This window comes from Oerskovia sp. 140933 (genome assembly GCF_059651515.1).
Window position 1 is genome coordinate 1 of the sequence record NZ_JAMXIO010000047.1, and the last position, 25,167, is coordinate 25,167.

Annotated in this window: 37 protein-coding genes; 1 reads left to right on the top strand and 36 read right to left on the bottom strand. The window is 67.8% G+C overall.

Going from position 1 to position 25,167, the window contains the following annotated elements:
- Positions 1-91 precede the first annotated feature (91 nt).
- Positions 92-1,000 (bottom strand): tRNA pseudouridine(38-40) synthase TruA, encoded by a 909-nt coding sequence (truA, locus tag NHG27_RS17490; RefSeq protein ID WP_497017165.1) that lies wholly within the window; start codon positions 998-1,000, stop codon positions 92-94.
- A 33-nt stretch (positions 1,001-1,033) separates the two neighbouring features.
- Between truA and NHG27_RS17495 the strand changes: the two genes are divergently transcribed.
- Positions 1,034-1,819 carry an ROK family protein gene (locus tag NHG27_RS17495; protein WP_497017166.1) on the top strand — a complete coding sequence of 262 codons (786 nt, stop codon included), beginning with the start codon at positions 1,034-1,036 and terminating at the stop codon, positions 1,817-1,819.
- Here NHG27_RS17495 and NHG27_RS17500 read toward each other — a convergent pair.
- The 35 genes from NHG27_RS17500 to rpsL all read right to left on the bottom strand — a co-directional run bounded on the left by NHG27_RS17500 (position 1,812) and on the right by rpsL (position 24,854).
- A complete protein-coding gene (locus NHG27_RS17500) occupies positions 1,812-2,558 on the bottom strand; it encodes an alpha/beta fold hydrolase (RefSeq protein ID WP_497017167.1) in 747 nt (248 codons plus the stop codon). The genes NHG27_RS17495 and NHG27_RS17500 overlap by 8 nt on opposite strands.
- Positions 2,559-2,865: 307 nt before the next feature.
- A complete protein-coding gene (rplQ, locus tag NHG27_RS17505) occupies positions 2,866-3,411 on the bottom strand; it encodes a 50S ribosomal protein L17 (protein ID WP_497017168.1) in 546 nt (181 codons plus the stop codon).
- Positions 3,412-3,467: 56 nt separating this feature from the next.
- The gene (locus NHG27_RS17510) at positions 3,468-4,487 is read right to left on the bottom strand and encodes a DNA-directed RNA polymerase subunit alpha (protein ID WP_193718684.1); all 1,020 of its coding nucleotides are present in this window, start codon (positions 4,485-4,487) and stop codon (positions 3,468-3,470) included.
- A 154-nt stretch (positions 4,488-4,641) separates the two neighbouring features.
- Positions 4,642-5,046 carry a 30S ribosomal protein S11 gene (gene rpsK, locus NHG27_RS17515; RefSeq protein WP_030151918.1) on the bottom strand — a complete coding sequence of 135 codons (405 nt, stop codon included), beginning with the start codon at positions 5,044-5,046 and terminating at the stop codon, positions 4,642-4,644.
- 103 nt (positions 5,047-5,149) lie between these two features.
- The gene (gene rpsM, locus NHG27_RS17520) at positions 5,150-5,524 is read right to left on the bottom strand and encodes a 30S ribosomal protein S13 (protein WP_030151919.1); all 375 of its coding nucleotides are present in this window, start codon (positions 5,522-5,524) and stop codon (positions 5,150-5,152) included.
- 214 nt (positions 5,525-5,738) lie between these two features.
- On the bottom strand, positions 5,739-5,852 hold the full coding sequence (gene rpmJ, locus NHG27_RS17525) for a 50S ribosomal protein L36 (RefSeq protein ID WP_009740505.1): 114 nt from the start codon (positions 5,850-5,852) through the stop codon (positions 5,739-5,741).
- 85 nt (positions 5,853-5,937) lie between these two features.
- On the bottom strand, positions 5,938-6,159 hold the full coding sequence (gene infA / locus NHG27_RS17530; protein WP_012867920.1) for a translation initiation factor IF-1: 222 nt from the start codon (positions 6,157-6,159) through the stop codon (positions 5,938-5,940).
- Between the two features lie 325 nt (positions 6,160-6,484).
- Positions 6,485-7,318, bottom strand: coding sequence for a type I methionyl aminopeptidase (gene map, locus NHG27_RS17535; RefSeq protein ID WP_193718683.1), 834 nt, complete (start codon positions 7,316-7,318; stop codon positions 6,485-6,487).
- A gap of 24 nt (positions 7,319-7,342) precedes the next feature.
- On the bottom strand, positions 7,343-7,963 hold the full coding sequence (locus NHG27_RS17540) for an adenylate kinase (protein ID WP_265332914.1): 621 nt from the start codon (positions 7,961-7,963) through the stop codon (positions 7,343-7,345).
- Complete coding sequence (secY, locus tag NHG27_RS17545; RefSeq protein ID WP_497017169.1) at positions 7,960-9,255, bottom strand: preprotein translocase subunit SecY; 1,296 nt, start codon at positions 9,253-9,255, stop codon at positions 7,960-7,962. Before secY ends, NHG27_RS17540 begins: the two co-directional genes overlap by 4 nt.
- A 230-nt stretch (positions 9,256-9,485) precedes the next feature.
- Positions 9,486-10,058: a 50S ribosomal protein L15 gene (gene rplO / locus NHG27_RS17550; RefSeq protein WP_193718681.1), complete on the bottom strand. Its 573-nt coding sequence runs from the start codon at positions 10,056-10,058 to the stop codon at positions 9,486-9,488.
- Between the two features lie 2 nt (positions 10,059-10,060).
- Entirely contained in the window at positions 10,061-10,243 is a 183-nt protein-coding gene (gene rpmD / locus NHG27_RS17555) for a 50S ribosomal protein L30 (RefSeq protein WP_030151924.1), read from the bottom strand.
- Positions 10,243-10,899, bottom strand: coding sequence for a 30S ribosomal protein S5 (gene rpsE, locus NHG27_RS17560; protein ID WP_191791525.1), 657 nt, complete (start codon positions 10,897-10,899; stop codon positions 10,243-10,245). The genes rpmD and rpsE overlap by 1 nt, the downstream gene beginning before the upstream one ends.
- 52 nt (positions 10,900-10,951) lie before the next feature.
- Positions 10,952-11,323, bottom strand: coding sequence for a 50S ribosomal protein L18 (rplR, locus tag NHG27_RS17565; protein WP_193718680.1), 372 nt, complete (start codon positions 11,321-11,323; stop codon positions 10,952-10,954).
- Positions 11,323-11,859, bottom strand: coding sequence for a 50S ribosomal protein L6 (rplF, locus tag NHG27_RS17570; RefSeq protein WP_030151927.1), 537 nt, complete (start codon positions 11,857-11,859; stop codon positions 11,323-11,325). Before rplF ends, rplR begins: the two co-directional genes overlap by 1 nt.
- 20 nt (positions 11,860-11,879) lie before the next feature.
- Positions 11,880-12,278, bottom strand: coding sequence for a 30S ribosomal protein S8 (gene rpsH / locus NHG27_RS17575; protein WP_030151928.1), 399 nt, complete (start codon positions 12,276-12,278; stop codon positions 11,880-11,882).
- Between the two features lie 76 nt (positions 12,279-12,354).
- Positions 12,355-12,540 (bottom strand): type Z 30S ribosomal protein S14, encoded by a 186-nt coding sequence (locus NHG27_RS17580; protein ID WP_012867931.1) that lies wholly within the window; start codon positions 12,538-12,540, stop codon positions 12,355-12,357.
- Between the two features lies 1 nt (position 12,541).
- Complete coding sequence (rplE, locus tag NHG27_RS17585) at positions 12,542-13,111, bottom strand: 50S ribosomal protein L5 (protein ID WP_030151929.1); 570 nt, start codon at positions 13,109-13,111, stop codon at positions 12,542-12,544.
- Positions 13,111-13,452, bottom strand: coding sequence for a 50S ribosomal protein L24 (rplX, locus tag NHG27_RS17590; RefSeq protein WP_030151930.1), 342 nt, complete (start codon positions 13,450-13,452; stop codon positions 13,111-13,113). Before rplX ends, rplE begins: the two co-directional genes overlap by 1 nt.
- A 2-nt stretch (positions 13,453-13,454) precedes the next feature.
- A complete protein-coding gene (gene rplN / locus NHG27_RS17595) occupies positions 13,455-13,823 on the bottom strand; it encodes a 50S ribosomal protein L14 (protein WP_021480431.1) in 369 nt (122 codons plus the stop codon).
- A 205-nt stretch (positions 13,824-14,028) separates the two neighbouring features.
- The gene (rpsQ, locus tag NHG27_RS17600; protein ID WP_030151931.1) at positions 14,029-14,331 is read right to left on the bottom strand and encodes a 30S ribosomal protein S17; all 303 of its coding nucleotides are present in this window, start codon (positions 14,329-14,331) and stop codon (positions 14,029-14,031) included.
- A 7-nt stretch (positions 14,332-14,338) separates the two neighbouring features.
- Positions 14,339-14,578: a 50S ribosomal protein L29 gene (rpmC, locus tag NHG27_RS17605; RefSeq protein ID WP_030151932.1), complete on the bottom strand. Its 240-nt coding sequence runs from the start codon at positions 14,576-14,578 to the stop codon at positions 14,339-14,341.
- Complete coding sequence (gene rplP / locus NHG27_RS17610; protein WP_030151933.1) at positions 14,578-14,997, bottom strand: 50S ribosomal protein L16; 420 nt, start codon at positions 14,995-14,997, stop codon at positions 14,578-14,580. The genes rpmC and rplP overlap by 1 nt, the downstream gene beginning before the upstream one ends.
- A gap of 2 nt (positions 14,998-14,999) precedes the next feature.
- Positions 15,000-15,842: a 30S ribosomal protein S3 gene (gene rpsC / locus NHG27_RS17615; RefSeq protein ID WP_030151934.1), complete on the bottom strand. Its 843-nt coding sequence runs from the start codon at positions 15,840-15,842 to the stop codon at positions 15,000-15,002.
- Positions 15,842-16,213: a 50S ribosomal protein L22 gene (gene rplV, locus NHG27_RS17620; RefSeq protein WP_193718679.1), complete on the bottom strand. Its 372-nt coding sequence runs from the start codon at positions 16,211-16,213 to the stop codon at positions 15,842-15,844. Before rplV ends, rpsC begins: the two co-directional genes overlap by 1 nt.
- Positions 16,214-16,283: 70 nt before the next feature.
- A complete protein-coding gene (gene rpsS, locus NHG27_RS17625) occupies positions 16,284-16,565 on the bottom strand; it encodes a 30S ribosomal protein S19 (RefSeq protein WP_012867940.1) in 282 nt (93 codons plus the stop codon).
- Positions 16,566-16,579: 14 nt separating this feature from the next.
- Positions 16,580-17,416, bottom strand: a complete 837-nt coding sequence (rplB, locus tag NHG27_RS17630) for a 50S ribosomal protein L2 (protein WP_193718678.1) — start codon at positions 17,414-17,416, stop codon at positions 16,580-16,582.
- A 33-nt stretch (positions 17,417-17,449) separates the two neighbouring features.
- A complete protein-coding gene (gene rplW / locus NHG27_RS17635; protein WP_030151937.1) occupies positions 17,450-17,752 on the bottom strand; it encodes a 50S ribosomal protein L23 in 303 nt (100 codons plus the stop codon).
- On the bottom strand, positions 17,749-18,450 hold the full coding sequence (gene rplD / locus NHG27_RS17640; RefSeq protein WP_138825547.1) for a 50S ribosomal protein L4: 702 nt from the start codon (positions 18,448-18,450) through the stop codon (positions 17,749-17,751). Before rplD ends, rplW begins: the two co-directional genes overlap by 4 nt.
- A gap of 5 nt (positions 18,451-18,455) precedes the next feature.
- Positions 18,456-19,118 carry a 50S ribosomal protein L3 gene (gene rplC / locus NHG27_RS17645; protein WP_030151939.1) on the bottom strand — a complete coding sequence of 221 codons (663 nt, stop codon included), beginning with the start codon at positions 19,116-19,118 and terminating at the stop codon, positions 18,456-18,458.
- 14 nt (positions 19,119-19,132) lie between these two features.
- The gene (gene rpsJ / locus NHG27_RS17650) at positions 19,133-19,441 is read right to left on the bottom strand and encodes a 30S ribosomal protein S10 (RefSeq protein WP_012867945.1); all 309 of its coding nucleotides are present in this window, start codon (positions 19,439-19,441) and stop codon (positions 19,133-19,135) included.
- Positions 19,442-20,488: 1,047 nt separating this feature from the next.
- Positions 20,489-21,679 carry an elongation factor Tu gene (tuf, locus tag NHG27_RS17655; protein ID WP_193718677.1) on the bottom strand — a complete coding sequence of 397 codons (1,191 nt, stop codon included), beginning with the start codon at positions 21,677-21,679 and terminating at the stop codon, positions 20,489-20,491.
- Positions 21,680-21,797: 118 nt separating this feature from the next.
- Entirely contained in the window at positions 21,798-23,903 is a 2,106-nt protein-coding gene (gene fusA / locus NHG27_RS17660; RefSeq protein ID WP_497017170.1) for an elongation factor G, read from the bottom strand.
- 106 nt (positions 23,904-24,009) lie between these two features.
- Positions 24,010-24,480, bottom strand: a complete 471-nt coding sequence (gene rpsG / locus NHG27_RS17665; RefSeq protein ID WP_030151942.1) for a 30S ribosomal protein S7 — start codon at positions 24,478-24,480, stop codon at positions 24,010-24,012.
- Positions 24,480-24,854, bottom strand: coding sequence for a 30S ribosomal protein S12 (rpsL, locus tag NHG27_RS17670; RefSeq protein WP_030151943.1), 375 nt, complete (start codon positions 24,852-24,854; stop codon positions 24,480-24,482). The genes rpsG and rpsL overlap by 1 nt, the downstream gene beginning before the upstream one ends.
- Positions 24,855-25,167 lie beyond the last annotated feature (313 nt).

Here is a 25,167-nt window from a genome sequence, read left to right on the forward strand (position 1 = left end):
TCCGGGTTGTGAAGACTTCGACATCTCCACTAAGCCCGGAGGTCCTCCCTTCAACAACCGGAACTGACACCAACCTCCTGGCCGGGTACACCTAGGGCGTGGTGGTGGCGACCGTCCCGGAAGGACCCGCGTCCCACACGTCCTCGTCCATGCGGACCGCGCGGACGCGCTCGGCACGGGCCGCGAGCTCGTCGTCGGGCGGGTAGCTGACGGCCTCGAGGACCAGGCCGTGCGGCGGCACGACGCCCGCGCCCGCGTCCCGGCGCCGGGCCGCCAGGACCTCCGCGGGCCACGAGACGGGGCGGCGCCCCTCCCCCACGGCGACCGACGCTCCGACCAGGGCGCGGACCATGTTGTGGCAGAACGCGTCGGCACGCACGTGCGCGACGACGAGCCCCTCGTCCGGGCCCTCGGTCGCCCGCTCCCACGACAGGTGCTGCAGCTCGCGGATCGTCGTGGCGCCGGGACGCGGCTTGCAGAACGCCGCGAAGTCCCGGACCCCGAGCAGCGGCTGGAGGGCCGCGTGCATCGCGTCGGCGTCGAGCCGCTTGCGGTTCCACAGGACCCACTCGCGCCGCAGGGGGTCCCGCAGGGCAGGGTCGTCGACGATGCGGAACGTGTAGCTGCGGTACACCGCCGAGAAGCGCGCGTCGAACCCCTCGGGGGCGAGCGTCGCGCGGTGCACCACGACGTCACCGGGCAGGACCCCCGTGAGGCGCGCGACGAGCGCGTCACCGGGCTGCCGGTCCGACCTGCCCGGCATCGCGTCCCACGCGGCCCTCGGCAGGTCCACGTGGGCCACCTGCCCCCGCGCGTGGACCCCGGAGTCGGTCCGCCCGGCGACCGTCAGACGCGGCGGGTCACCTCGCAGGACCTGCCCCAGGCCCTCCTCGAGGACTCCCTGGACGGTCCGCAGGCCGGGCTGGGTGGCCCAGCCGGCGAAGGCCGTCCCCTGGTAGGCGAGGTCCAGGCGGACACGGACCGGCTGCTCGTTCGTCACGTGCACCTACGCTAGCGCCGATACTGTGCTGACATGCCCGAACGCCCCGACGACCCCGGCTCCCCCGACCTGCGCACCCTCGCGGTGGACTGCGGCGGGGGCGGCATCAAGGCCAACGTGCTGGACGCCGCCGGGACCGCGCACGCGACGGCCGTCCGGGTCCCCACGCCCTACCCGCTGCCGCCCTCGCTCCTGGTCGACGTGATCGCGCAGATCGCCGAGCGTCTGCCCCCGGCCGCGCGCGTCACGGTCGGCATGCCCGGCATGATCCGCCGTGGCGTCGTCGTGCACACCCCGCACTACATCACCCGCTACGGCCCGCGCAGCAGGATCGACCCGGAGCTCGCCGAGCAGTGGGCCAGCTTCGACGTCCAGGCGGCCGTCCGCGAGCGGCTGGGCGTGCCGGCCCTCGTGCTCAACGACGCCGAGGTCCACGGGGCGGGGGTCATCGCCGCGTCGGGCCTCGAGCTCGTCCTCACGCTCGGGACAGGGCTCGGCTCCGCCCTGTTCCACGGCGGACGCCTCGCCCCTCACCTCGAGTGGTCGCACGCCCCCGTGCGGCGCGGGACCACCTACGACGAGTACATCGGTGAGGTCGAGCGCCGTCGGCTCGGGAACGGCCTGTGGTCGCGCCGCGTCGTCGCGCTCGTCGACGGGCTGCGCCCCGTGTTCTGGTGGGACCGGCTCTACCTCGGCGGCGGCAACTCGCGCCAGATCACGCCGTCCGCGCTCGAGCGGCTCGGCGACGACGTCGTGATCGTCCCCAACTCCGCGGCCCTGGTCGGCGGGGCCAGGGCCTGGGACCTGCCTCTCACCTGACCTGGGTCGGACGGTCGTCCGCGCCGCTGAGGTCGGCGTGCGCCGCGAGGACCGCCCGGTTGAACGCGACGGGACGGTCGAGGCTCACGAGGTGCTTGGCGCCCGGGATCACGACGAGCTCGGCCCGCGCCCCACCCGCGCGCGCGGCGGCGAGGTACGCGCGCTCACCGAACCGGAAGTGGTCCCACCGCCCGTTGACGAACCACACGGGCGAGTCGGTCCTCCCCAGTGCCGCCAACGGCTCCGTCTGACCCACCTCGTCGAGGATCGCCGTCATGGTCGTGAGCGCGAACCCGCCCGCACCGATGTCCTCGATGCCCGCGGCGGGCAGGGTGCGGTTGACGAGGGCCTGGTTGAGCGCAGCACCGTTGTCCGGCAGCCTCTCGATGCGGTCGGCGGCGACGCGCCACGCGCCACGCAGCCTCGACGCCGGGACCGTGCAGCAGCTCGCCGCGACGAGCCCCGCGACCTGCTCGGGGAAGCGCGCGCGGTGCTCGATCCCCACGTACCCGCCCAGCGAGAGCCCGACGACGAGCGCCCGACCTCCCAGGTCGTCCACCGCTCCGACGACGCTCGCCACGGCACCGTCGAGCGTGAACGCCTCGCCCGTCCGGACACCGTGCCCCGGCAGGTCGACCGCGACGGCCTCGATGCCCGCGCGCTCCATGGCCTCGAGCTGCGCCCGCCACATCGTGCGGGACGTGCGCGAACCGTGGACGAACAGCACCGGCAGACCCATACGGACCAATCTAGGGGCGGCACGCCCGCCCCGCGGCACGGGCCGCACCGGACGCCCGCCGGTTCGGCCCCCCGACCCGACGGCGCGCGGCGTCGGCCCCGCCCGACGGCGCACGACCCACCCCTGCCGGGCCGCCCCGCCGCGCGGCGACCCCTCCGCCCCCCAGACGCCTGCGTCCCGGCGGACGCACCGCGCGAGGGCCGCGCACGCCCCACGGGGCGCTCCGCCGTCGGGCACGACGAAGGGCCCGGCACCAGATGGTGCCGGGCCCTTCAGGAGAGACCTTCCCGGCAGAGCCGGGAGAGGATCACTTCTCCTTCGAGTCCTTCGCGTCCTCGACGGGGGCGTCCTCCACGACGGGAGCGTCCTCGACGACGGGTGCGTCCTCGATCGCGGCGTCCTCGACGGGAGCCTCCTCGACCTTGGCAGCCTTGGGCTTGCTGGACTTCTTCGCAGCCTTCTCGGCCTCGCGCACGACAGCCTGCTTGGGGCTGACGGGCTCGGTCACGAGCTCGATGACGGCCATGGGGGCGTTGTCGCCCTTGCGGTTGCCGACCTTCGTGATGCGGGTGTAGCCACCGTTGCGCTCCGCCATCTGCGGGGCGATCTCGGTGAAGAGCGTGTGCACGACGGACTTGTCGCGGACCACGGTCATGACGCGACGACGGGCCGAGAGGTCACCGCGCTTCGCGAACGTGATGAGACGCTCGGCCAGCGGACGAAGACGCTTCGCCTTGGTCTCGGTCGTCGTGATGCGGCCGTGCTCGAAGAGCGCCGTGGACAGGTTCGCGAGGATGAGGCGCTCGTGAGCCGGGCCACCGCCGAGCCGCGGACCCTTGGTGGGGGTAGGCATTGATCTTGCTCCTTAGAAGTGGATCGTGCGTGCGGCCGAGCCGCTCGCACGGAAGGTCAGTACTGCTGCTGCCCGTCGGAGAACGTCGCCTCGTCCTCGTCGGCCTCGTAGTAGTCGGCCGTCGAGGGGTCGAAGTCCAGCGGCGAGTCCTTGAGGTTCAGGCCGAGCTCGGCGAGCTTCTCCTTGACCTCGTTGATGGACTTCGCGCCGAAGTTCCGGATGTCCAGCAGGTCTGCCTCGCTACGAGCGACGAGCTCGCCGACCTGGTGGATGCCCTCGCGCTTGAGGCAGTTGTACGAGCGGATCGTGAGGTTGAGCTCCTCGATCGGGAGCGCAAGGTCCGCAGCCAGAGCGGCGTCCGTCGGGGACGGGCCGATCTCGATGCCCTCGGCCTCGACGTTCAGCTCACGGGCGAGCCCGAAGAGCTCGACGAGCGTCTTGCCGGCCGAGGCCAGCGCGTCGCGCGGCGAGATCGCCTGCTTCGTCTCGACGTCGACGATCAGCTTGTCGAAGTCGGTGCGCTGCTCGACACGGGTCGCCTCGACCTTGTACGTGACCTTGAGGACCGGCGAGTAGATCGAGTCGACAGGAACACGGCCGATCTCGGCGTCGAAGGACTTGTTCTGGTTGGCGGAGACGTAGCCACGTCCACGCTCGACCGTCAGCTCGATCTCGAGCTTGCCCTTGTCGTTGAGGGTGGCGATGTGCAGGTCCGGATTGTGGACCTCCACGCCCGCCGGCGGCACGATGTCCGCGGCAGTGACCGCGCCAGCACCCTGCTTGCGCAGGTACATCACGACCGGCTCGTCGTTCTCCGAGGAGACCACGAGGTTCTTGATGTTGAGGATGATCTCGGTGACGTCTTCCTTGACACCGGCGACGGTGGTGAACTCGTGGAGGACACCATCGATGCGGATCGAGGTCACTGCAGCGCCCGGGATGGACGAGAGCAGGGTGCGACGAAGCGAGTTGCCGAGGGTGTAGCCGAAGCCAGGCTCGAGCGGCTCGATGGAGAAGCGCGAACGGTTCTCCGAGATGACCTCTTCGGTCAGGGTGGGGCGCTGTGCGATCAGCACTGGTGTGTTCCTTTCGGTGTGCGTCCGCTATATGACGCATCACGGGTAACGCGTGCTCCTGGACGGGACTCTGTCCACCCGTCCAGGGTGCTGCGCCCGTCGTCGCGCCGACCGGCAGGGCCGGGCGCGGCGCGACGACGAGCGGAGCAGAGGATCAGACGCGGCGACGCTTCGGGGGGCGGCAGCCGTTGTGAGCCTGGGGCGTGACGTCCTGGATCGAGCCGACCTCGAGGCCGGTCGCGGTCAGCGAACGGATCGCGGTCTCACGGCCGGAGCCGGGGCCCTTGACGAAGACGTCGACCTTCTTGACGCCGTGCTCCTGGGCGCGGCGGGCCGCGGACTCAGCAGCGAGCTGCGCGGCGAACGGCGTCGACTTGCGCGAGCCCTTGAAGCCGACGTGCCCGGCCGAGGCCCAGGCGATGACGGCACCGGTCGGGTCCGTGATGGACACGATCGTGTTGTTGAACGTGCTCTTGATGTGCGCCTGGCCGTGGGGGACGTTCTTCTTGTCCTTGCGGCGCGGCTTGCGGGCCGCGGTGGCGCGAGTCTTGGGAGGCATTTCTGGATCTTCTCCTGGTCTGAGGTGTTCGGACCGGGTCGGCGTGCGCTGCGCGGGTGAGCACGAGGCTCAGGCAGGCTGCACGCGTCCCACGGACTACTGCTTAGCGGGCCTTCTTCTTGCCGGCCACGGTGCGCTTGGGTCCCTTGCGGGTACGCGCGTTGGTCTTGGTGCGCTGCCCGCGGACGGGCAGGCCGCGGCGGTGACGCAGGCCCTCGTAGCAGCCGATCTCGACCTTGCGGCGAATGTCAGCAGCCACCTCACGGCGGAGGTCACCCTCGAGCTTGTAGTTGCCCTCGAGGTAGTCACGCAGCGCGACGAGCTCGGTGTCACCGAGGTCCTTCACGCGAACGTCCGGGGAGATCCCGGTGGCGGCCAGCGTCTGCTGGGCGCGGGTACGGCCGACGCCGTAGATGTAGGTGAGCGCGATCTCGAGCCGCTTCTCGCGGGGGAGGTCGACGCCGACAAGACGTGCCATGTGCCTTCCGGCTCCTGTTACTTCGTTCGGAGGTCTACCGCACCATCTTCCCGCGGAGCTGCGGGCCCCGGCCTCCGAGCCGGGGGTTCCCCTCAGTGGGCCTGTGCGGCCCGACCGTGAGGTTCGTGGTGGTGCGCTGGTTGGCACCCGAGGGTGCCTGGCGATCGGTCCGCTCTCGCGGACCTGCATCACCGTGCGCCGGAGCGCCGGGGACTCAGCCCTGGCGCTGCTTGTGACGCAGGTTCTCGCAGATCACCATGACGCGACCGTGCCGGCGGATCACCTTGCACTTGTCGCAGATCTTCTTGACGCTGGGCTTGACCTTCATCAGTCTGTTCCTCCGCCGCCGCACGCACGCGCGGGCGAACCCAGGCCTGCGGCAGCAGTTGTTTCGAGTGGTGGATTCTTGACGACTACTTGTAGCGGTAGACGATCCGGCCACGGGACAGGTCGTACGGGCTCAGCTCCACCACCACTCGGTCCTCGGGGAGGATCCGGATGTAGTGCTGTCGCATCTTGCCCGAGATGTGAGCCAGAACCTTGTGCCCGTTGGCCAGCTCCACGCGGAACATCGCGTTCGGCAGGGCCTCGACCACGCTGCCCTCGATCTCGATGACACCGTCCTTCTTTGCCATATCCTCCGCTAACTCTCGTCCGAACTGCTTCCCACGCACCCGCGCTCTACGAGGACCGGTGAGTGGACGTCGTGTGCATTCCGCCCTGCTGCCCGGTCGGTTGGACCCGAACAGGGAACGCGGACTACACCCAGCGGACTATCCTACGGCATCGATCCGCCAGAGGGAACCGGACCCCCTGTGCGCTGGGCCACGCGGCCCGTGCGGGTCCGTCGTGGGGGTCGGGTGGGAGCCGTCCGGCCCCACGGCCCCCGGCCCGTGCCGGCACGACGACGGCCCGCCCCCGCCGGTGAAGGTCGGTGACGGGCCGTCGTCGTGAGCACGGTCAGTCGAGCGGGGCGACGGTCACGCCGAGCTCGGCGAGCTTCGCCGCGCCGCCGTCAGGGGCCGTCAGCACCCAGATCCCGTCCTCGAGGATGGCGACGCTGTGCTCCCAGTGAGCAGCACGGGCGCCGTCGTCGGTCACGACGGTCCAGTCGTCCTCGAGCACCTGCGTGAAGCGCTCGCCCCGGGTCACCATGGGCTCGATCGCGAGGCACATGCCCGGCTTGAGCCGCGGTCCCCGCTCCCGCGTCCGATAGTTCAGGACGTCCGGGGGCTGGTGCATCGAGGTACCGATGCCGTGCCCCACGTACTCCTCGATGATCCCGTAGCGGATGCCGTCCGCCGCCGAGGACTCCTCGATCGAGTCCTCCACCGCGTTGCCGACGTCACCCAGGCGCTCGCCGGTCGCCAGCGCCGCGATACCGGCCCAGAGCGCCCGCTCGGTCGCCTCGACGAGCGCGACGTCGGCCGGGTCCGCCTCGGGGAGGACGAACGAGAACGCGGAGTCCCCGTGCCACCCGTCGACGATCGCACCGCAGTCGACCGACACGACGTCGCCGGGGAGCAGCTCGCGCGTCCCCGGGATGCCGTGCACGACCTCGTCGTTCACGGACACGCACAACGTCGCCGGGTACCCGTGGTAGCCCAGGAACGACGGCGTCGCACCGGCATCGCCGATCACGGCCGCCGCGAGCGCGTCCAGGTCCGCGGTCGTCATGCCGGGGCGCACCGCCGAACGGACCGTGGCGAGCGCGTCAGCGACCACCAGTCCCGCCCGGCGCATGGTGCGCACCTGGTCGACCGTCTTGTACTCGATCTTCTCGCGACCGAACACTTCTCTCGCCCTACCGTCCCGGGATCAGCCGACGAGAGGCGCGAGGGCCTCGACGAGACGCGCGGTCACGTCGTCGATCTCACCGATGCCGTCGACCTGGGCCAGGAGGCCCCGCTCCGCGTACGCGGACGTCAGCGGAGCGGTCTGCTCGGCGTAGATGTCGAGACGACGGGCGATCGCCTCCTCGGTGTCGTCCTCACGCCCCTCGATCTCCGCACGCTTGCGCAGACGGGCCAGGAGCTCGTCCCGGTCCGCGGTGAGCTCGAGCACGGCGTCCAGCTCGACCCCGAGGTCAGCGAGGATCCCGTCGAGCTCCACGACCTGGGCCGCGTTGCGCGGGTAGCCGTCGAGGATGAAGCCGCGCGCGACGTCGTCCTGCGCGAGGCGGTCACGGACCATGTCGTTCGTCACCGAGTCGGGCACGAGGTCGCCCTTGGCCGTGTACTCCTGCACCAGCTTGCCCAGCTCGGTGCCGCCCTTGATGTTCGCACGGAAGATGTCACCCGTGGAGATCGCCGGGACGCCGTAGTGCTCCGCCAGGCGAGCCGCCTGGGTGCCCTTGCCGGCCCCCTGAGGGCCCATGATGATCAGGCGAGCGGAGCGTGTGCCGGGACGCTGAGCGTCGGCGGTCAACTCTGAGGTCAACGGAGGAACCCTTCGTAGTGACGCTGCTGCAGCTGCGAGTCGATCTGCTTGACCGTCTCGAGACCGACGCCCACCACGATGAGGATGGAGCTACCACCGAACGGGATGTTGGTGCTCACCCCCAGCAGGACCAGGACGAGCGTCGGGATGAGCGCAACGAGCGCGAGGTAGATGGCACCCGCCGACGTGATGCGGGTGATGACGTAGTCGAGGTACTCAGCCGTCGGGCGGCCGGCCCGGATGCCCGGGATGAAGCCGCCGTACTTCTTCATGTTGTCCGCGACCTCGTCCGGGTTGAACGTGATCGCCGTGTAGAAGAAGCAGAAGAAGACGATGAGGACCACGTAGATCGAGATGTGGACCGGTGAGGCCGGGTCCGCGAGGTACTTCGTGACCCACTGGACCCACCCGGCCGTCGTGTCGCCGAACTGGGCGACGAGCCCCGGCACGGCGAGCAGCGACGACGCGAAGATGACGGGGATGACGCCCGACATGTTGATCTTGATCGGGATGTAGGTGCTCGAGCCGCCGTACATCTTGCGGCCGACCATGCGCTTCGCGTACTGGACGGGCACACGGCGCTGCGACTGCTCGACGAAGACGACCAGGCCGATGACCAGGACGATGACCGCGATCATGATCGTGAAGTTGAGGGCACCGTTCGAGCCGCCCGCGATGGACCACAGCGCACCGGGGAAGCTCGCCGCGATCGACGTGAAGATCAGCAGCGACATGCCGTTGCCGACGCCGCGCTCGGAGATCAGCTCACCGAGCCACATGATGAGGCCCGTGCCGGCGGTCATGGTGATGACCATGATCGCCGAGGTCATGAAGCTGTCGTCCGGGATCACGGGGACGGGGCAGCCCTGGAACAGGAGCCCGCTGCGCGCGGTCGTGATGACCGTCGTGGACTGCAGGATCGCGAGGGCGATCGTCAGGTAGCGCGTGTACTGCGTGAGCTTCGCGGTACCGGACTGGCCCTCCTTGTGGAGCGCCTCGAAGTGAGGGATGACCACCCGGAGGAGCTGGACGATGATGCTCGCGGTGATGTACGGCATGATGCCGAGCGCGAAGATCGAGAGCTGGAGCAGGGCGCCACCGCTGAACAGGTTCACCATGCCCAGGAGGTCGTTCTGGCCCTGCGTGGCGATGCACTGCTGGACGTTGCCGTAGTCCACACCAGGGGTCGGGATGAACGAGCCCACACGGAAGATCGCCATGATCGCGATCGTGAACAGCAGCTTGCGCCGCAGGTCAGGTGTCCGGAAAGCCCGGGCGAATGCGCTGAGCACCTATCCTCCTGGCCCGCCGAGGCGGGATGTCGTGTCGCCGGTTGATCGGCGAGATGTGACGCACCAGGCACGGGACGCCATGGGCACCCTAGCCGCTGCGCCGCGATGGACGGCAATTTGAGACAACCGGCGATGATTCTAACGTTCCCCCACGAGGGGGCGGCACCGGCTCCACCCCTAGACGCAGACAGGGCCGACAGCGCATCGCGCTATCGGCCCTGTCCTACGTGTCAGTCCTCCGAGACGGAGCCACCGGCCGCAAGGATCTTGTCCTTGGCGGAAGCCGAGTACGCGTCGACCGCGACCTCGAGCTTGACGGTGACCTCACCCGTGCCGAGCACCTTGACGAGCTCGCCCTTGCGGACGGCTCCCTTGGCGACCAGGTCCTCGACGGTGACGGAGCCACCCTCGGGGTACAGCGCGGAGAGCTTGTCCAGGTTCACGACCTGGTACTCCGTACGGAACGGGTTCTTGAAGCCACGAAGCTTGGGCAGACGCATGTGCAGCGGCATCTGACCACCCTCGAAGCGCTCCGGCACCTGGTAGCGAGCCTTCTGGCCCTTGGTACCACGGCCGGCCGTCTTACCCTTCGACGCCTCACCACGACCCACACGGGTCTTGGCCTTCTTGGCGCCGGGGGCGGGACGGAGGTGGTGGACCTTGAGGGTGCCACCAGCGCCGACGGTCTGCTGAGCCTCGGCCTTGGGGGCCTCGGTCGCAGCAGCCTTCTTGGCAGGAGCCTTCTTCTTCGGAGCGTCGGTCGAAGCCTCGACCGCGGTCTCCTTCTTGGCCTTCTCAGCCATGATCACTCGACCTCCTCAACGGCGACGAGGTGCGCCACCGTTGCGACCATGCCGCGGATCTCCGGGCGGTCCTCCTTCACGGCGGTGTCGCCGATCCGCTTGAGGCCCAGAGTGCGCAGCGTGTCGCGCTGATTCTGCTTGCCGCCGATGGCGGACTTCGTCTGGGTCACCTTGAGTCGAGCCATCACGCACCTACCCCAGCTGCACGTGCACGCAGGAGCGCGGCCGGAGCCACGGCCTCGAGCGGCAGGCCACGACGCGCTGCAACAGCCTCAGGCTGCTCCAGGTTGCGAAGTGCCTCGACCGTCGCGTGCACGATGTTGATCGCGTTGGACGAACCGAGCGACTTGCTCAGGACGTCGTGGATGCCCGCGCACTCCAGCACGGCGCGCACCGGTCCACCGGCGATGACACCGGTACCCGGAGCGGCCGGACGCAGGAAGACGACGCCGGCGGCTGCCTCACCCTGGATGGGGTGAGGGATGGTGCCCTGGATGCGGGGAACCTTGAAGAAGTTCTTCTTGGCCTCCTCGACACCCTTGGCGATCGCCGCGGGAACTTCCTTCGCCTTGCCGTAGCCGACGCCGACGGTTCCGTCGCCATCGCCCACCACGACGAGCGCGGTGAAGCTGAAGCGGCGGCCACCCTTGACGACCTTGGACACGCGGTTGATCGTGACGACGCGCTCGACGAAGGCGTTCTTCTCGGCGGCGTCACCACGGCGACCGTCACCACGGCGACCGTCGCGACGATCGCCGCCGCGGCCTCCGGAGTTGCGGTCGGTCGACTCGTTGGCGGCACCCGTAGGGGCGCCGGTGTTGCTGCGCTGCCCTGCAGCCATCAGAGAATCCTTTGCTTCCGTACCGTGTACACGGTGGTGGTTTCGGCCATCATCACAGGGACAGACCGCCTTCGCGGGCCCCGTCGGCGACTGCAGCCACCCGGCCGTGGTACTTGTTGCCACCGCGGTCGAAGACGACCGAGTCGACACCAGCGGCCTTGGCACGCTCGGCGACGAGCTCGCCGACCTTGCGGGCCTTCGCGCTCTTGTCACCGTCGAACGACCGCAGGTCGCCCTCGATGGTCGAAGCGGAAGCAACGGTCTGGCCGATGCTGTCGTCCACGATCTGCGCCGTGATGTGGCGCGCGGAGCGCGTCACCACGAGGCGGGGACGAGCAGCCGTGCCGGCGATCTTCTTGCGCAGGCGGAGGTGGCGACGCTTGCGCGAGACTGCCTTGCCCTTGCCGAGAACCTTGAGAGCCATTACTTACCAGCCTTTCCGACCTTGCGGCGGACGACCTCGCCGGCGTACCGCACACCCTTGCCCTTGTACGGCTCGGGCTTGCGGATCTTGCGAATGTTCGCAGCGACCTCGCCGACCTGCTGCTTGTCGATGCCCGAGACCGAGAACTTGGTCGGGGACTCGACGGCGAAGGTGATGCCGGCCGGCGCGGAGATCACGACGGGGTGGCTGAAACCGAGAGCGAACTCCAGGTCAGTGCCCTTCGCGGTCACGCGGTAACCGGTACCGACGATCTCGAGCTTCTTCTCGTAGCCCTGGGTGACACCGGTCACCAGGTTCGCGAGGAGGGTCCGGGTCAGGCCGTGCAGAGCGCGCGAGGCACGCTCGTCGTTGGGGCGCGTCACCACGAGGGTGTCAGCGTCCTGGGAGACCTCGATGGGGGCGGGGATGGTGTGCTCCAAGGAACCCTTCGGGCCCTTGACCGTCACCAGCGCGCCGCTGATCGTGACATCCACTCCGGCGGGAACCGGAACGGGGATCTTGCCGATACGAGACATGGCGTATCTCTCCTTTCCGATTACCAGACGTAGGCGAGGACTTCTCCGCCCACGCCCTTCTTGGCTGCCTGACGGTCGGTCAGGAGGCCGGAGGACGTGGACAGGATCGCCACGCCGAGGCCACCGAGAACCTTGGGCAGGTTGGTCGACTTCGCGTACACACGCAGACCGGGCTTCGACACGCGGCGCACACCGGCAAGGGAGCGCTCACGGTTCGGGCCGAACTTCAGCTGGATCGTGAGGTACTTGCCCACGGGGGCGTCCTCGACGGTCCAGCCGGAGATGTAGCCCTCGGCCTGCAGGATTTCAGCAATGTGCGACTTCAGCTTCGAGAACGGCATCTGAACCGTCTCGTGGTAAGCCGAGTTCGCGTTACGCAGACGGGTCAGCATGTCTGCGATCGGGTCGGTCATCGTCATTGGGCTTCAGCCCTTCCTCGCCGGGGTATCTGGCCGGTTCCCCGAGGGGAACCGTGCCAGACCTGCGACGTAGTTGTTACCAGCTGCTCTTGGTGACGCCGGGAAGCTCGCCACGGTGTGCCATCTCGCGGACGCAGATACGGCACAGGCCGAACTTGCGGTACACGGAGTGCGGGCGACCGCACTTCTGGCAGCGAGTGTAGGCGCGGACCGCGAACTTAGGCTTTGCGGCTGCCTTGTTGACCAGGGCCTTCTTCGCCATGTCAGTTCTCCTTGAAGGGGAAGCCGAGACGGCGCAGCAGGGAGCGGCCCTCGTCATCGGTCGTCGCCGTCGTCACGATCGTGATGTCCATACCGCGGACGCGATCGATCTTGTCCTGGTCGATCTCGTGGAACATCGACTGCTCCGTGAGACCGAAGGTGTAGTTGCCGTGGCCGTCGAACTGCTTGGCCGAGAGTCCGCGGAAGTCGCGGATACGGGGCAGAGCGATCGACAGCAGGCGGTCGAGGAACTCCCACATGCGGTCGCCACGCAGCGTGACGTGCGCGCCGATCGGCATGCCCTCACGCAGCTTGAACTGTGCGATGGACTTCCGGGCCTTGGTGACCTGCGGCTTCTGGCCGGTGATGGCCGAGAGGTCGCGGATGGCACCCTCGATGAGCTTCGAGTCCTTGGCCGCGTCGCCGACACCCATGTTGACGACGATCTTCGTCAGTCGTGCAACCTGGTTGACGTTCTCGTGGCCGAACTCCTCGAGGAGGCCGGCGACGATCTCGTCGCGGTAGCGCTGCTTGAGACGCGCGATCTCAGGGGCTTGCAGTTCAGTGCTCATCAGATGTCCTTACCGGAACGCTTGGCGACGCGCACGCGAACCTTGCGCGTACGGCCGTCACGCTCGACCTCTTCGGTGCGGTACCCGACGCGGGTGCCCTTCTTGGTCTCCGGGTCGACGACCATCACGTTGCTCACGTGGATCGGCGCCTCGACGACCTCGATGCCACCGGTACGCGTCCCGCGCTGGGACTGGCCCACCTTGGTGTGCTTCGTCACGCGGTTGATGCCCTCGACGATCACACGGTCGGAGTCCGTGAGGACCTCGAGCACGCGACCCTGGCTCGCGCGGTCCTTGCCAGAGATGACGACCACCAGGTCGCCCTTCTTGATCTTCGCCATGTTCAGAGCACCTCCGGAGCCAGCGAGATGATCTTCATGAACCGCTTGTCACGCAGCTCACGGCCCACGGGGCCGAAGATGCGCGTGCCACGGGGCTCGCCGTCGTTCTTGAGGATCACGGCCGCGTTCTCGTCAAACTTGATGTAGGAACCGTCCGGACGACGGCGCTCCTTGGCGGTGCGGACGACGACCGCCTTCACGACGTCGCCCTTCTTCACGTTGCCGCCGGGGATAGCGTCCTTAACGGTTGCGACGATGACGTCGCCGATTCCGGCGTAGCGACGGCCCGAACCACCGAGAACACGGATGCAGAGAATCTCCTTGGCACCCGTGTTGTCGGCGACGCGAAGTCGCGACTCCTGCTGGATCATGTAGTGAACTCCTGTCGTCGAGCTGGTTCTCGCCAGGCGAGCCTTGCCGAACGGATAGCTGTCAGTGCCGGGTCCCTTGCGGGTGAACCGGCCAGGTGCGGCGGGGTCCCGCCGACCTGTCTACTGGTTGCCGCACCTACGTGCGGCCCGAGACCGGTCGTGGCGGGCGGGACCCCCGCCGGTCACGACCTGGTAGGCGCAGGGCCTACTTGGCCTTCTCGAGGATCTCCACCAGGCGCCACCGCTTGGTCGCGGACAGCGGGCGGGTCTCCATGATAAGGACGAGGTCACCGACACCAGCAGCGTTCTGCTCGTCGTGGACCTTGACCTTGCTCGTGCGCCGGATGACCTTGCCGTAGAGAGGGTGCTTGACCCTGTCCTCGACCTCGATCACGACGGTCTTGTCCATCTTGTCGCTCACCACGTAGCCGCGCCGCGTCTTGCGGTTGGCGCGCTGCTCAGCGGCCGTCTCGGTCACCGGTGCGGCGTTCGTTGCGTTCTCGCTCATTCCAGCCTCACTCACTCACGCTCGGTGCGGTACGGATACCGAGCTCGCGCTCGCGCAGGATCGTGTAGATCCGCGCGATGTCGCGACGCACGGCCTTCAGGCGACCGTGGCTCTCCAGCTGACCGGTGGCCGACTGGAAACGGAGGTTGAAAAGCTCCTCCTTGGCCTTCTTCAGCTCGGCGACGAGCTTCTCGTCGTCGAACGTGTCGAGCTCGCTCGAAGCCAGTTCCTTGGTTCCGATAGCCATCAGTTGCCACCACCCTCGCGCACCACGAAACGGCACTTCATCGGGAGCTTGTGGATCGCGCGGCGCATGGCCTCACGAGCCAGAGGCTCCGGGACACCGGCCAGCTCGAAGACGATGCGGCCGGGCTTGACGTTGGCGATCCACCACTCGGGCGAACCCTTACCAGAACCCATGCGGGTCTCCGCCGGCTTCTTGGTCAGCGGACGGTCCGGGTAGATGTTGATCCAGACCTTTCCGCCTCGCTTGATGTGGCGGGTCATCGCGATACGAGCAGCCTCGATCTGGCGGTTCGTGACGTACGCAGGCTCGAGAGCCTGGATGCCGAACTCGCCGAACGCGATCTGGTTGCCACCCTTCGACGCGCCGGAGCGCGACGGGTGGTGCTGCTTGCGGTGCTTCAGCCTGCGCGGGATAAGCATGCTCAGGCCTCCGTTCCGGACTCAGGAGCCTTCTCGGCGACAGGTGCCTCCGCCCCTGCGGCTGCAGGTGCCTCGGACTGTGCCGGACGCTCGTTGCGACGACCAGCACCGCGACGGTCTCCACCACGGTCAGGACGGTCGCCACCGCGGGGGCCACCACGGCCCTGGCGGGGAGCGGCGGTCGCCTGCTGCGCAGCGAACTCCTTCTCGGTCATGTCGCCCTTGTAGATCCACACCTTGACGCCGATACGGCCGAAGGTGGTGCGGGCCTCGAAGAAGCCGTAGTCGATGTTCGCGCGGAGCGTGTGCAGCGGCACACGGCCTTCGCGGTAGAACTCCGAACGGCTCATCTCGGCGCCGCCGAGACGACCCGAGCACTGCACGCGGATGCCCTTGGCGCCGGCGCGCTGCGCGGACTGCATGCCCTTGCGCATCGCACGACGGAAGGACACGCGGCTCGCGAGCTGCTCGGCGATCCCCTGGGCCACGAGCTGAGCATCGATCTCAGCGTTCTTGACCTCGAGGATGTTGAGCTGGACCTGCTTGCCCGTGAGCTTCTCGAGCTCGCCGCGGATGCGGTCTGCCTCTGCGCCACGGCGGCCGATCACGATGCCCGGACGTGCCGTGTGGATGTCCACACGCACACGGTCACGGGTGCGCTCGATCTCGACCTTGGAGATGCCGGCACGCTCGAGGCCCGTGGCCATGAGCTTGCGGATCTGCACGTCCTCACGGACGTAGTCGCGGTACCGCTGTCCGGGCTTGGTGCTGTCGGCGAACCAACGCGACCGGTGGTCGGTGGTGATGCCGAGGCGGTACCCGTGCGGGTGAACCTTCTGTCCCACTATCGGGCCCTTCCCTTCGTGTCTTCGCGCGGAGCGAGAACCACGGTGATGTGGCTCGTCCGCTTGAGGATCTGGCTCGCGCGCCCCTGAGCGCGAGGCCGGAACCGCTTGAGGGTCGGGCCCTCGTCCACGAACGCCTGGGCAACGACGAGCTCCTGCTCGTCGAATGCCACGCTCGCGCGGTCGGCCTTCACCCGTGCGTTCGCGATCGCGCTCTCCACGACCTTGCGGATCGGCTCACTCGCGGCCTGCGGTGCGAACTTCAGCACCGCGACGGCCTCGGTGGCCTGCTTGCCACGGATGAGGTCCACGACGCGCCGGGCCTTCTGGGGCGTGACACGGACGAACCGCGCCTGCGCCTTGGCTTCCATTGCTGTCCTGCCTTCTTGTCTCGTCATGACGTTCGGAGTCGTCGTCTCGTGATCTGCGTCTGCACGCAGATCAGCGACGACGGCCCTTCTTGTCGTCCTTCACGTGGCCGCGGAAGGTCCGGGTGGGTGCGAACTCGCCGAGCTTGTGGCCAACCATCGACTCGGTGACGAACACCGGAGTGTGCTTGCGTCCGTCGTGCACGGCAAAAGTGTGACCGAGGAAGTCGGGCGTGATGACCGACCGACGGGACCAGGTCTTGATGACGTTCTTGGTCCCCTTCTCGTTCTGGACGTCCACCTTCTTCTGAAGGTGTCCGTCGACGAAGGGGCCCTTCTTCAGGCTGCGTGGCATCTGTCAGGCTCCTATCAGCGCTTCTTGCCGGTACGGCGACGACGCACGATCAGCTTGTCGCTCGGCTTGTTGGGACGGCGGGTACGGCCTTCAGGCTGGCCCCAGGGGCTCACCGGGTGGCGTCCACCGGAGGTCTTGCCCTCACCACCACCGTGGGGGTGGTCGATCGGGTTCATGGCGACACCACGGACGGAGGGGCGCTTGCCCTTCCAGCGCATGCGGCCGGCCTTGCCCCAGTTGATGTTCGACTGCTCGGCGTTGCCCACCTCGCCGACCGTCGCGCGGCAGCGCAGGTCGACGTTGCGGATCTCACCGGACGGCATACGCAGCTGGGCGTAGGGGCCGTCCTTGGCGACGAGCTGCACGGACGCACCAGCCGAACGGGCGATCTTCGCGCCGCCACCGGGCTTGAGCTCGATGGCGTGGATGACCGTACCGGTCGGGATGTTGCGCAGCGGCAGGTTGTTGCCGGGCTTGATGTCAGCGCCGGCGCCGTTCTCGACGACGTCGCCCTGCTTCAGCTTGTTCGGCGCGATGATGTAGCGCTTCTCGCCGTCCGCGTAGTGCAGGAGCGCGATGCGTGCCGTGCGGTTGGGGTCGTACTCGATGTGAGCGACCTTCGCGGGCACGCCGTCCTTGTCGTGACGACGGAAGTCGATGACGCGGTATGCGCGCTTGTGGCCACCACCCTTGTGACGGGTGGTGATGCGACCGGTGCTGTTGCGGCCACCGCTCTTGGTGAGCGGACGGACCAGCGACTTCTCCGGCTGCGAGCGCGTGATCTCGACGAAGTCGGCAACGCTCGAGCCGCGGCGGCCGGGCGTCGTCGGCTTGTACTTACGGATTCCCATGGGGATCTGTCCTCAATCTGCTCTCGTCCGGCCTCAGCCGACCGGCCCGCCGAAGATGTCGATCGTGCCCTCGCGGAGGGTGACGATCGCACGCTTGGTGTCCTTGCGCTTGCCCAGCCCGAAACGCGTCCGCCGGGTCTTGCCCTTGCGGTTGATCGTGTTCACGGAGGCAACCTTGACCGAGAAGATCTGCTCGACGGCAATCTTGATCTCGGTCTTGTTGGCCCGCGGGTCCACGAGGAAGGTGTACTTACCCTCGTCGAGGAGCCCGTAGCTCTTCTCGGAGACCACCGGCGCGAGCAGGATGTCGCGGGGGTCCTTCGTCACGGCGGTCACTTCGCGGCCTCCTCGGCCTCGTCAGCTGCTTCCGACTCGGACGCGACGGCCTTGACCGAAGAGCCCGTGGCGGGTCCGGCGAGGAACGCAGCGAGTGCGCCCTCGGTGAAGACCACGTCGTCGGAGACGAGCACGTCGTAGGTGTTCAGCTGGTCAGCGACCAGGAGGTGCACCTGCTCCGCGTTGCGGAGGGACTTGCTCGTCAGCTCGTCGCCACGCTCCAGCACCACGAGCACGTGCTTGCGGGGAGAGAGGTTGGCGAGCGAGTTGATCGCGGCCTTGGTCGACGGCTGGCCGTCGATCCCGAAGCCGGTCACGACGTGGACACGGCCGGCACGAGCCCGGTCGGAGAGGGCACCGCGCAGGGCGGCAGCCTTCATCTTCTTGGGGGTGCGCTGGCTGTAGTCGCGCGGCGTCGGGCCGTGAACGACCCCACCGCCGGCGAACTGAGGCGCACGGGTCGAACCCTGACGGGCGCGGCCGGTGCCCTTCTGCTTGTACGGCTTGCGTCCACCACCGCGGACCTCGCCGCGGCTCTTGGTGTCGTGCGTGCCCTGACGGGCTGCAGCGAGCTGCGCGACGACAACCTGGTGGATCAGCGGGACGTTCGTCTGGACGTCGAACACCTCGGCGGGAAGGTCGGTGGTGCCGGCCTTCTTGCCCGTGGCGTCGAGGACGTCGACAGTGAGAGCTGCCATGAGTGTCATGCTCCCTTCACGGCGCTACGCACGAGGACGACGCCGCCCTTGGGGCCGGGCACTGCGCCCTTGACGAGCAGCAGACCCTTCTCTGCGTCGACCGCGTGGACGGTCAGGTTCTGCGTGGTCTGACGGTCGAAGCCCATCCGACCAGCCATGCGCACGCCCTTGAAGACTCGCGACGGGGTCGAGGCCCCACCGATCGAACCAGGCTTGCGGTGGTTGCGGTGCGCACCGTGGGAGGCACCCACGCCGTGGAAGCCGTGACGCTTCATGACACCGGCGGTGCCCTTGCCCTTGGTGGTGCCCACGACGTCGACCTTCGCGCCGGCCTCGAAGGCCTCCGCGGTGATCTCCTGGCCGAGGGTGTACTCACCGGCATCGGTGGTGCGGATCTCGGTCACGTGACGGCGCGGCGTGACGCCGGCCTTCTCGAAGTGGCCCTTGAGGGGCTTCGTGACCTTGCGCGGGTCGATCTGGCCTGCGGCCAGCTGGACCGCGGCGTAACCGTCGGTCTCCGCCGTGCGGACCTGGGTCACGACGTTCGTGCCCACGGCCACGACCGTGACGGGGACCAGGCGGCCGGCCTCGTCCCAGAGCTGGGTCATGCCGAGCTTCGTGCCGAGCACGGCCGTGACGGGCCGCTCGTTCTGCTGGGGCGTAGTCATGTTGTCCTCCCGCCTCAGAGCTTGATCTCGATGTTCACGTCCGCAGGCAGGTCGAGACGCATGAGCGAGTCGACGGCCTTCGGCGTGGGATCGATGATGTCGATAAGCCGCTTGTGCGTGCGCATCTCGAAGTGCTCGCGGCTGTCCTTGTACTTGTGAGGCGACCGGATGACGCAGAAGACGTTCTTCTCCGTCGGCAGCGGCACCGGGCCCACGACCGTTGCACCAGCGCGGGTGACAGTGTCGACGATCTTGCGCGCCGAGCTGTCAATCACCTCGTGGTCGTAGGACTTGAGCCGGATGCGGATCTTCTGTCCCGCCATGGCGTCGTCTGACTCTCTCTCTCGAACCGCTAGCTGTCCGACCCCCGCGCTCGGGCGTGTCGCCTATCGCGACCTACCGAGCGCACGCACCGAGAACGGTGCAGGGCCGTTGGATATGTGAACCGCTGACACATCGGGCCAACTTCTGGCGCCCGACGGCGTCACAGCCGTTCACAACGTTGTCGAGCCTGTGCAGAACCTGAGCTCCGCGGGGTCCTCGATCTGTGTCGACAGAGAGCTCAACCCGCGGCAATCCCGTAAGACCGAGGTCCGCATACTTAGCGGTTCAACACACTGTTCGACACATGAAAGAGCGCACCCGTAACAGGCAACCTGAACAGTCTGCCACAGGAATCCGTGGAAGACCAATCGCCGTACGTGAGACGTCGACCACGAGGGTCGGTCGCCACGCGACGACCGACGTGCGCACGCGTCGAGCGGGCACGTCGTACCTCCAGGGTAACCGCCGCACGCTCTCTCGCCGAACCGCGGCCCCGTCGCCGTCCCGGCCCGGCCATCCCTGTGCGCCGCCCGACCGGGCCACGGCTCTCCCGGCAGCGACCTCACCTGCGACGACGCCGACCCCGGAGCCGGTCGCGGCCGAGAACCGGATCTCCGTCACATCGCTCGGCACCGCAGCGGCCAGCACCGGGGACGTCGTCGGCGCGCCCGGCGCCCCTGCGGGACCCCGACCCGCACGACCACGTCCGAAGCACCCGTTCTCCGCAGGACGGGGCGCGCCCACCAGGCCGACGTGACGTCCATGCGTGCGGCGAGCGACGCCGTCGGGCGGTGACGCGCCTGCCCGCCGGTCCGTCACCACCCGCTGCCGCCCTCCCCCGCCGCTGGGGCGTGCCGGCGCCGCCCCCGCCGACCCCGGGACAGCAAGGCGCCCCAGGTACGCCGAGGGGGCGTCAGCGTCGCGAGGCGTCCAGGTACGCCGAAGGGCCCGGGTACCTTGCGGTACCCGGGCCCTTCGGTCAATCCTGTCCGGCGCCCCGAGCGCGACGCTCAGGAACTGCCGGGGTGGATCAGGTGGTCAGAAGATCACTTGATGATCTTCGTGACACGGCCCGAACCGACCGTACGGCCGCCCTCACGGATGGCGAAGCCGAGGCCCTCCTCCATGGCGATCGGCTGGATCAGCTCGACCGTCATCTCGGTGTTGTCGCCGGGCATGACCATCTCGGTGCCCTCGGGCAGCGTGATGACGCCGGTGACGTCCGTGGTGCGGAAGTAGAACTGCGGACGGTAGTTCGAGTAGAACGGGTTGTGACGCCCACCCTCGTCCTTGCCCAGGATGTAGACCTGAGCCTCGAAGTCGGTGTGCGGGGTGATCGAACCCGGCTTGACGACGACCTGGCCGCGCTCGACGTCCTCGCGCTTGATGCCGCGGAGCAGCAGACCGGTGTTGTCGCCGGCCTGAGCCTCGTCCATCTGCTTGTGGAACGTCTCGATACCCGTGACCGTGGTCTTCTGCGGGTTGCGGATGCCGACGATCTCGACCTCGGAGTTGACCGCGAGGGTACCGCGCTCGACCTTGCCGGTGACGACGGTGCCACGACCGGTGATCGTGAAGACGTCCTCGACGGGCATGAGGAAGGGCTTGTCGAGCTCACGGACGGGCTCGGGGACGTTCTCGTCCACGGCCTCCATGAGCGCCTCGACGGACTTGACCCACTCGGGGTCGCCCTCGAGAGCCTTCAGACCGGAGACGCGGACCACGGGGGCCTCGTCACCGTCGAAGCCCTGCGAGGAGAGGAGCTCGCGCACCTCCATCTCGACGAGCTCGAGGATTTCCTCGTCCTCGACCATGTCCGACTTGTTCAGCGCGACCAGCAGGTAGGGGACACCCACCTGGCGGGCGAGCAGAACGTGCTCACGCGTCTGGGCCATCGGGCCGTCGGTCGCCGCGACCACGAGGATCGCGCCGTCCATCTGAGCGGCACCGGTGATCATGTTCTTGATGTAGTCGGCGTGACCGGGAGCGTCGACGTGAGCGTAGTGACGCTTGTCCGTCTCGTACTCGATGTGCGCGATGTTGATCGTGATACCGCGCTGCTTCTCTTCCGGTGCCTTGTCGATCTCGTCGAACTTGAACTCGGGGTTCACGTCCGGGTACTTGTCGTGCAGCACCTTGGAGATCGCTGCCGTCAGCGTGGTCTTACCGTGGTCGACGTGACCGATGGTTCCGACGTTGACGTGCGGCTTGGTCCGCTCGAACTTGGCCTTCGCCACTGGGGTCCTCCTGGGACTTGGGTAGTTGTGCCGAACGATGCAGATGCGCAAGACATCTGCGGGGCGTGCGGGTCGCTACAGGTTGATGGTTGTTACAGGGTCTTCGACCTGTGGGGACTCACTCGCCCCGGGTCTTCTTGATGATCTCTTCGGCAACGTTCCGAGGAACCTCGGCGTAGCTGTCGAATGACATCGAGTACACAGCGCGACCCTGGGTCTTGGACCGCAGGTCACCGATGTACCCGAACATCTCGGACAACGGTACTTGAGCACGGACGACCTTCACACCCGTCGCGTCCTCCATGGACTGGATCATGCCGCGACGAGAGTTGAGGTCGCCGATCACGTCGCCCATGTACTCCTCGGGCGTACGCACCTCGACCGCCATGACCGGCTCCAGCAGAACCGGGTCCGCCCGCTTGACGCCCTCCTTGAGGACCATCGAGCCGGCAATCTTGAACGCCATCTCCGAAGAGTCGACATCATGGTACGCGCCGTCGATGAGCGTCGCCTTCACGCCCACCAGCGGGAAGCCGGCAAGGACACCCAGCTGGAGGGCGGCCTGGATACCGGCGTCGACCGACGGGATGTACTCACGCGGGATGCGACCACCGGTGACGGCGTTCTTGAACTCGTAGAGCTCGCCGCCCTCGGTCAGGTCGAGAGGCTCGAAGGTGACCTGCACCTTGGCGAACTGACCCGAACCACCGGTCTGCTTCTTGTGCGTGTAGTCGATCTTCTCCGCGGTACGGCGGATGGTCTCGCGGTACGCGACCTGCGGCTTGCCGACGTTGGCCTCGACGTTGAACTCGCGACGCATGCGGTCGACGAGGATGTCGAGGTGGAGCTCGCCCATGCCGCCGATGACGGTCTGGCCGGTCTCCTCGTCGAGCTTGACGCGGAAGGTCGGGTCCTCCTCGGCGAGCTTCTGGATGGCGACCGAGAGCTTCTCCTGGTCGGCCTTCGTCTTGGGCTCGATGGCCACGTCGATGACGGGCTCCGGGAAGGTCATCGACTCGAGGACCACGGGGTTCGCGATGTCACACAGGGTGTCACCGGTCGTCGTGTCCTTGAGGCCGATGAACGCGTAGATGTGCCCGGCGCTGCCGAGCTCGACCGCGTTCTCCTTGTTGGAGTGCATCTGGAAGATCTTGCCCAGACGCTCCTTCTTGCCCTTGGTCGCGTTGAGCACCTGGGTGCCCGGCGTGACCTGGCCGGAGTAGACGCGGACGTACGTCAGCTTGCCGAAGAACGGGTGCGAGGCAACCTTGAACGCGAGAGCCGAGAAGGGCTCGGTCGCGTCGGGGTGGCGCTCGACGACCTTCTCCTCGTCCTTGACGTCGTGGCCGTTGATGGCCGGGACGTCCAGGGGCGAGGGGAGGAAGTCGATGACCGCGTCGAGCATGGGCTGGACGCCCTTGTTCTTGAACGCGGAGCCGCAGAGCACCGGGAAGGCCTCGCCGGAGACGGTGAGCTTGCGGATCGCGGACTTGATCTCCGCGATCGACAGCTCTTCGCCGTTGAGGTACTTCTCGAGGAGCTCCTCGTCGGCCTCGGCGACGTCCTCGATGAGCTGGGCGCGGTACTGCTGCGCCTTCTCCAGGAGGTCCGCGGGGATCTCCTCGACCTCGTAGGCCTCGCCCATCTTCGTCTCGCCGCGCCACACGAGTGCGCGCATCTCGAGCAGGTCGACGACGCCCGTGAAGTCGCTCTCGGCACCGATCGGCAGCTGGATGACCAGCGGCTTGGCCTTGAGGCGGTTCACGATGGTGTCGACCGTGAAGTAGAAGTCCGCGCCGAGCTTGTCCATCTTGTTGACGAAGCAGATGCGCGGGACGTTGTACTTGTCGGCCTGGCGCCAGACGGTCTCGGACTGGGGCTCGACGCCCTCCTTGCCGTCGAAGACAGCGACAGCGCCGTCGAGCACACGCAGGGAGCGCTCGACCTCGACCGTGAAGTCCACGTGGCCAGGGGTGTCGATGATGTTGATCTGGTTCTTGTTCCAGAAGCAGGTCACGGCGGCAGACGTGATCGTGATGCCGCGCTCCTTCTCCTGCTCCATCCAGTCGGTCGTCGATGCGCCGTCGTGCGTCTCACCGATCTTGTAGTTCACCCCGGTGTAGAACAGGATGCGCTCGGTGGTCGTGGTCTTACCGGCATCGATGTGGGCCATGATGCCGATGTTGCGGACCTTGTTCAGGTCGGTCAGCACGTCAAGTGCCACGGGTACTTCCCCTTTGTGTGGGTTGAGTCGGGGGCGCTGCTTCTACCGAAACCGGCCGGACCCGCCGACGGCCCCGGGGGTGAACCCCCAGGGCCGGTCGGTCGGACTACCAGCGGTAGTGCGCGAAGGCCTTGTTGGACTCGGCCATCTTGTGCATGTCCTCACGACGCTTGACCGCGGCGCCGAGGCCGTTGCTCGCGTCGAGGATCTCGTTCATGAGGCGCTCGGTCATGGTCTTCTCGCGACGAGCGCGCGAGTAGTCCGTGAGCCAGCGCAGCGCGAGCGTCGTGGAACGCGTGGGGCGCACCTCGACGGGGACCTGGTAGGTCGCGCCACCGACACGGCGCGAGCGGACCTCGAGGGCCGGGCGCACGTTCTCGAGAGCACGCTTGAGGACGACGACGGGGTCGCCGTCGGTCTTCGCGCGGACACCCTCGAGGGCACCGTAGACGATCGCCTCGGCGGTCGACTTCTTGCCGTCCAGGAGGACCTTGTTGATGAGCTGCGTGACGACCGGGGAACCGTAGACAGGGTCGACGATGAGCGGCCGCTTCGGGGCGGGGCCCTTACGAGGCATTAGCTCTTCTCCTTCTTGGCACCGTAGCGGCTGCGAGCCTGCTTGCGGTTCTTGACGCCCTGGGTGTCGAGCGCGCCACGGACGATCTTGTAGCGGACACCGGGGAGGTCCTTCACACGACCGCCGCGGACGAGCACGATGGAGTGCTCCTGGAGGTTGTGGCCGACACCGGGGATGTACGCGGTGACCTCGATCTGGGACGAGAGCTTCACGCGTGCGACCTTGCGCAGTGCGGAGTTCGGCTTCTTGGGGGTGGTGGTGTACACACGCGTGCACACACCACGCCGCTGCGGGGAACCCTTGAGGGCGGGAGTCTTGGACTTCCCTGCCTTCGAGGTCCGCCCCTTGCGGACGAGCTGCTGGATCGTAGGCACTACGTCTCCGTGTCTTCTCGAGCTGGACCGGGGTGTTCCCCGGCGGTGGTCTCTACGGGCTGTGGGCGCCGACGGCAAACGGCACCTGCGACGCTGAGCGTCGCAATCGCCACGTACCACCGGCTCGATGGTCCGGGCTGGGCCCGGGGTCGATCCGAGGATCGACCCAAGAGCTCAGGCACCGGAATGCTCGCGCACTCACATCGGCGCGCTGGAAACGACACAGCGAGCACGACGGCGCGGGCACGGTCTACTACGTTACCTGCCAGGTGGCAGGTAGTCAAAGAGAAGGGGGTGGTCGCGGCGCGCCGAG

Bases quoted from the DNA above. Each gene is read 5' to 3' on its own strand.
- NHG27_RS17495 (WP_497017166.1), top strand. From the start codon at position 1,034: ATGCCCGAACGCCCCGACGACCCCGGCTCCCCCGACCTGCGCACCCTC.
- NHG27_RS17500 (WP_497017167.1), bottom strand. From the start codon at position 2,558: ATGGGTCTGCCGGTGCTGTTCGTCCACGGTTCGCGCACGTCCCGCACG.
- rplQ (WP_497017168.1), bottom strand. From the start codon at position 3,411: ATGCCTACCCCCACCAAGGGTCCGCGGCTCGGCGGTGGCCCGGCTCAC.
- rpsK (WP_030151918.1), bottom strand. From the start codon at position 5,046: ATGCCTCCCAAGACTCGCGCCACCGCGGCCCGCAAGCCGCGCCGCAAG.
- rpsM (WP_030151919.1), bottom strand. From the start codon at position 5,524: ATGGCACGTCTTGTCGGCGTCGACCTCCCCCGCGAGAAGCGGCTCGAG.
- rpmJ (WP_009740505.1), bottom strand. From the start codon at position 5,852: ATGAAGGTCAAGCCCAGCGTCAAGAAGATCTGCGACAAGTGCAAGGTG.
- infA (WP_012867920.1), bottom strand. From the start codon at position 6,159: ATGGCAAAGAAGGACGGTGTCATCGAGATCGAGGGCAGCGTGGTCGAG.
- rplO (WP_193718681.1), bottom strand. From the start codon at position 10,058: ATGGCTGAGAAGGCCAAGAAGGAGACCGCGGTCGAGGCTTCGACCGAC.
- rpmD (WP_030151924.1), bottom strand. From the start codon at position 10,243: ATGGCTCGACTCAAGGTGACCCAGACGAAGTCCGCCATCGGCGGCAAG.
- rpsE (WP_191791525.1), bottom strand. From the start codon at position 10,899: ATGGCTGCAGGGCAGCGCAGCAACACCGGCGCCCCTACGGGTGCCGCC.
- rplR (WP_193718680.1), bottom strand. From the start codon at position 11,323: ATGGCTCTCAAGGTTCTCGGCAAGGGCAAGGCAGTCTCGCGCAAGCGT.
- rplF (WP_030151927.1), bottom strand. From the start codon at position 11,859: ATGTCTCGTATCGGCAAGATCCCCGTTCCGGTTCCCGCCGGAGTGGAT.
- rpsH (WP_030151928.1), bottom strand. From the start codon at position 12,278: ATGACGATGACCGACCCGATCGCAGACATGCTGACCCGTCTGCGTAAC.
- NHG27_RS17580 (WP_012867931.1), bottom strand. From the start codon at position 12,540: ATGGCGAAGAAGGCCCTGGTCAACAAGGCAGCCGCAAAGCCTAAGTTC.
- rplE (WP_030151929.1), bottom strand. From the start codon at position 13,111: ATGAGCACTGAACTGCAAGCCCCTGAGATCGCGCGTCTCAAGCAGCGC.
- rplX (WP_030151930.1), bottom strand. From the start codon at position 13,452: ATGGCGAAGATCAAGAAGGGCGACCTGGTGGTCGTCATCTCTGGCAAG.
- rplN (WP_021480431.1), bottom strand. From the start codon at position 13,823: ATGATCCAGCAGGAGTCGCGACTTCGCGTCGCCGACAACACGGGTGCC.
- rpsQ (WP_030151931.1), bottom strand. From the start codon at position 14,331: ATGAGCGAGAACGCAACGAACGCCGCACCGGTGACCGAGACGGCCGCT.
- rpmC (WP_030151932.1), bottom strand. From the start codon at position 14,578: ATGGCTATCGGAACCAAGGAACTGGCTTCGAGCGAGCTCGACACGTTC.
- rplP (WP_030151933.1), bottom strand. From the start codon at position 14,997: ATGCTTATCCCGCGCAGGCTGAAGCACCGCAAGCAGCACCACCCGTCG.
- rplV (WP_193718679.1), bottom strand. From the start codon at position 16,213: ATGGAAGCCAAGGCGCAGGCGCGGTTCGTCCGTGTCACGCCCCAGAAG.
- rpsS (WP_012867940.1), bottom strand. From the start codon at position 16,565: ATGCCACGCAGCCTGAAGAAGGGCCCCTTCGTCGACGGACACCTTCAG.
- rplB (WP_193718678.1), bottom strand. From the start codon at position 17,416: ATGGGAATCCGTAAGTACAAGCCGACGACGCCCGGCCGCCGCGGCTCG.
- rplD (WP_138825547.1), bottom strand. From the start codon at position 18,450: ATGGCAGCTCTCACTGTCGACGTCCTCGACGCCACGGGCAAGAAGGCC.
- rplC (WP_030151939.1), bottom strand. From the start codon at position 19,118: ATGACTACGCCCCAGCAGAACGAGCGGCCCGTCACGGCCGTGCTCGGC.
- rpsJ (WP_012867945.1), bottom strand. From the start codon at position 19,441: ATGGCGGGACAGAAGATCCGCATCCGGCTCAAGTCCTACGACCACGAG.
- rpsG (WP_030151942.1), bottom strand. From the start codon at position 24,480: ATGCCTCGTAAGGGCCCCGCCCCGAAGCGGCCGCTCATCGTCGACCCT.